Origin of the sequence: uncultured Arenimonas sp. (genome assembly GCF_963976025.1) — a bacterium.
Taxonomy (GTDB): Bacteria; Pseudomonadota; Gammaproteobacteria; order Xanthomonadales; family Xanthomonadaceae; genus Arenimonas.
The window spans coordinates 1-3,719 of the sequence record NZ_CAXBJS010000225.1 but is presented as its reverse complement, the minus strand read 5'-3'; the positions used below and the strand labels follow the sequence as shown (position 1 = coordinate 3,719).

General features: G+C 68.2%; 4 protein-coding genes and 1 pseudogene. 3 read left to right on the top strand and 2 right to left on the bottom strand.

Annotation, left to right across the window (positions count from 1 at the left end; translation table 11 throughout):
- Positions 1-561: pseudogene (locus AACZ35_RS13165) on the top strand (S49 family peptidase); the annotation flags it as partial.
- Between the two features lie 229 nt (positions 562-790).
- Here AACZ35_RS13165 and AACZ35_RS13160 read toward each other — a convergent pair.
- Positions 791-1,039: a hypothetical protein gene (locus AACZ35_RS13160; protein WP_339830037.1), complete on the bottom strand. Its 249-nt coding sequence runs from the start codon at positions 1,037-1,039 to the stop codon at positions 791-793.
- Positions 1,040-1,097: 58 nt separating this feature from the next.
- On the opposite strand from AACZ35_RS13160, the gene AACZ35_RS13155 reads away from it, so the two are divergent.
- Entirely contained in the window at positions 1,098-1,874 is a 777-nt protein-coding gene (locus AACZ35_RS13155; protein ID WP_339830035.1) for an SDR family oxidoreductase, read from the top strand.
- On the opposite strand, the gene AACZ35_RS13150 is transcribed toward AACZ35_RS13155, so the two are convergent.
- Entirely contained in the window at positions 1,871-2,410 is a 540-nt protein-coding gene (locus AACZ35_RS13150) for a DUF4124 domain-containing protein (protein ID WP_339830033.1), read from the bottom strand. The genes AACZ35_RS13155 and AACZ35_RS13150 overlap by 4 nt on opposite strands.
- A gap of 81 nt (positions 2,411-2,491) precedes the next feature.
- On the opposite strand from AACZ35_RS13150, the gene AACZ35_RS13145 reads away from it, so the two are divergent.
- The coding region (locus AACZ35_RS13145; RefSeq protein ID WP_339830031.1) for an amidohydrolase at positions 2,492-3,719 on the top strand (1,228 nt) is incomplete at its 3' end.

Here is a 3,719-nt window from a genome sequence, read left to right as displayed (position 1 = left end):
GGCGTGTTCCCGTCCGAACAGATCCGCCGCGAAGTCGAGCTGATCCAGGCCGAAGGCAAGCCGGTGGTCGTCTCGATGGGCAACGTGGCCGCATCGGGCGGTTACTGGATCTCGATGAACGCCGACAAGATCTACGCCGACGAGTCCACCATCACCGGATCGATCGGCATCTTCGGACTGTGGATGACCGCGCCGCGCGTGCTCGACAAGCTGGGCGTGAACACCGACGGCGTCGGCACCACGCAGCTGGCCGGCGCCTTCGACCCGACCCGCCCGCTGGACCCGAACGTCGGTGTCATCATCCAGTCGGTCATCGACAAGGGTTACGCCGACTTCATCGGCAAGGTTGCCGACGCGCGTGACAGTACGCCGGCGCAGATCGACGTGCATGCCCGCGGCCGCGTCTGGTCGGGTGCCCAGGCCAAGGAACGTGGCCTGGTGGACGAACTGGGCGGCCTGGAAGCCGCGCTGGCCGAAGCCGCGACGCTGGCCAAGCTCGAGGAAGGCAAGTACGCGGTGCGCTACATCGAGAAGCCGCTGACGCCGTTCGAGAAGTTCCTGGTCGACATCGGCGGCCAGGCGCGTTTCCAGGGCGCGATGCGCCTGCTGGCGCCGGCCGCGCTGGGCCTGGACCGCGAAACCGCGATGCGCATCGGCAACGAACTGGGCTGGCTGGAAAGCCAGTCGAATACGCCTTACCGGGCGGTCGCGCATTGCCTGTGCGCGCTCTGACGCCGGGCTTGTATCCGGTTTGAACCAAGACGCCCGGGCTTGCCCGGGCGTATTTTTTTCAGTCGTCGGCGGCTTCCAGCGCCTCGTCGCGCGCGGCGGCGCTTTCCTGCAGCGTCACCTCCACCGACTCCGCCCTCTCCAGCGGCGCCTGCATGGCGTCGCGCAGTTCGGTGTGTTCCTCGGCGGTGGCGGTAGCGGCCGTCTGCGGCTCCGGCGGGTCCGGCGTGTCCGTCGGCGCGGGGTCGGAACAGGCACCCAGGGCCAGTACGGCGGCCAGGGTCAACGTCAGCTTGGTCAGGATGTGCATGGTTTCCTCCTCGGGGTCCCTGGCCGCTATCCTAAGCCCCGGCGACGAGGAGATGGCCATGGGCACGAACCGCTGGCGTTTGGACGGGCAGGTGGCGCTGGTCACGGGCGCGAGCGCCGGCATCGGCCGGGCGATCGCCGCCGAGCTGCTGGAGCTGGGCGCCGACGTGATGATCGTCGCGCGTGACCAGGATGCACTGGACGTCGCCGTCGATGAACTCGGGGAGCAGTTCCCGGACGCGGATGTGCGCGCGTTCGCCGCCGACGTCTCCGACACCGAGGAGCGCCGCGAGGTCTTCGACTGGGTCGAGGACCTGGGCACCGGACTTCAGATCCTGGTCAACAACGCGGGCACCAATGCCAGCAAGCCGACCATGGACTACGCCGACGACGAATGGCGCGACATCTTCGAGACCAACCTGTTCTCGGCCTTCGAACTGAGCCGCTTCGCCTTCCCGCTGCTCAGCCAGCATGCGACTTCGTCGATCGTCAACGTCGGCTCGGTGTCCGGCCTGACCCACGTGCGCACCGGCTCGCCCTACGGCATGTCCAAGGCGGCCCTGCACCAGCTAACCAAGAACCTGGCCTGCGAATGGGCCGAGGACGGCGTGCGCGTGAACGCGGTCGCGCCCTGGTACATCCGCACCCGCCGGACCTCGGTGAAGCTGGCCGACCCGGACTACCTGGACGAAGTGCTGGACCGAACGCCCATGGGCCGCATCGGCGAACCCGAGGAAGTGGCCGCCGCGGTCGCCTTCCTGTGCCTGCCCGCTTCGAGCTACGTCACCGGCGAATGCATCGCCGTCGACGGCGGTTTCCTGCGCTACGGTTTCTAGCGGCAGCTCTCGCGCACGATTTGCTTGAGGCGCTCCACTTCCGACTTGCGGTATGCCGCGGTGTCGCTGAAGGCATGCAGCGCATCCGACTCCGCCTGGTCCAGCTTTTTCTTGAACACCTCGCAGGCCGAAGCATCGTCCAGGCGCACGCAGGAGTCTTCCACCCAGCGGCACACGGCCCCGAAGGCGCCGGCGTCGTAACCCAGCACCGCCAGCGGCACGCAGCGCGGATTGGGGTCGTAGTTTTCGCTGAAGCGGGTTTCGCCGTCGTAGGCCGTGCATTGGTACAGCGGCGGCGGCGGGTAATACATGGGCAGCGGCTCGGGCGCGACTTCGGCGGAAGCTGGCGCGGGTGCCGGCACGGGTGACGCGGGCGCCGGCCGCGGCGGCGGATCCTTCGGCTTCACCATGCTGCGCTGCTGCTGGGTCTGGCCCGCGGGGCAGGGCTCATCCTGCAGCATCACCCGGCCCTGGCTGTCGGTGCAGCGGTAGACGGTGATGTCCTGCCCGCCGGCCGGGCCGACGAGGGCCAGCAAAATGGCTAAGCTTGGCCAGCCGGGTCTGCGCATGTGCGCATTCTCCGCCGCTCGCGCCCCTCCTTCCAGTCCAGGCCCGCCATGACCCGACCGATGCGCTGTTTCGCCCTGCTCGCCGCCTTCCTGCTCGCTCCGCTGGCCCAGGCGGCCATCCCGGCAGCACCCGATCGCGATGAAGGCGACGGTCCCTGGCCGCAGCTGATCCTGCGCGGCGCGACGGTCATCACCGGCACCGGTTCGCCGGCCTACGGCCCGGTGGACATCGTCATCGAAGGCAACCGCATCACCCGCGTGCAGATCGTCGGCAGCGCCAACGCGCCCATCGATCCGGAAAACCGGCCGGCGCTGAAGCAGGGCGGCCGCGAGATCGACCTCAGCGGCCACTACGTAATGCCCGGCATCGTCGACATGCACGGCCACATCGGCGGCGACGAGCAGGGCGTGACCGCCGAGTACGTCTACAAGCTCTGGCTGGCGCACGGCATCACCAGCGTGCGCGACCCGGGCTGCGGCAACGGCATCGAATGGTGCGCGTCGGAAGCCAAACGCAGCGCCGCCAATGCCATCACCGCGCCGCGCATCTTCCCCTACGTCTTCTTCGGCCAGGGCGTCGACGGCCCGATCACCACGCCCGAACAGGCGCGCCAGTGGGTGCGCTCGATGAAGGCCAAGGGCGCGCTGGGCATGAAGTGTTTCGGCTACCGTCCCGACATCCTGGAAGCGGCCTTCGACGAACTGCGCAAGCAGGGCATGGGCAGCGCCTGCCACCACGCCCAGCTCGACGTCGCCCGCGTGAACGTGCTCACCACCGCGCGCTGGGGCCTGACCACCATGGAACACTGGTACGGCCTGCCCGAAGCGCTGTTCGACGGCCAGACCGTGCAGCAGTACCCGGCCGACTACAACTACATGGACGAACAGCACCGCTTCGGCGAAGCCGGCAAGCTGTGGGCGCAGGCTTCGGAGAAGGGCAGCGAACGCTACGAGGCGGTCATCGGCGAGCTGCTTGAGCTCGGCTTCACGCTCGACCCCACCTTCACCATCTACCAGGCCACCCGCGACCTGATGCGCGCGCGCACCGCCGACTGGCACGCCGATTACACGCATCCGGCACTGTGGGATTTCTTCACGCCCAGCCGGCACAACCACGGCAGCTTCTTCTTCGACTGGGGCAGCGAAGAAGAGACCGCGTGGAAGGACAACTACCGTCGCTGGATGGCCTTCGTGAACGACTACAAAAACCGCGGCGGCCGGGTCACCGTCGGCAGCGACTCGGGCTACATCTACAAGACCTACGGCTTCGGCACCA

Coding starts and splice junctions, on each gene's coding strand:
- AACZ35_RS13160 (WP_339830037.1), bottom strand. CDS start 1,039: ATGCACATCCTGACCAAGCTGACGTTGACCCTGGCCGCCGTACTGGCC.
- AACZ35_RS13155 (WP_339830035.1), top strand. CDS start 1,098: ATGGGCACGAACCGCTGGCGTTTGGACGGGCAGGTGGCGCTGGTCACG.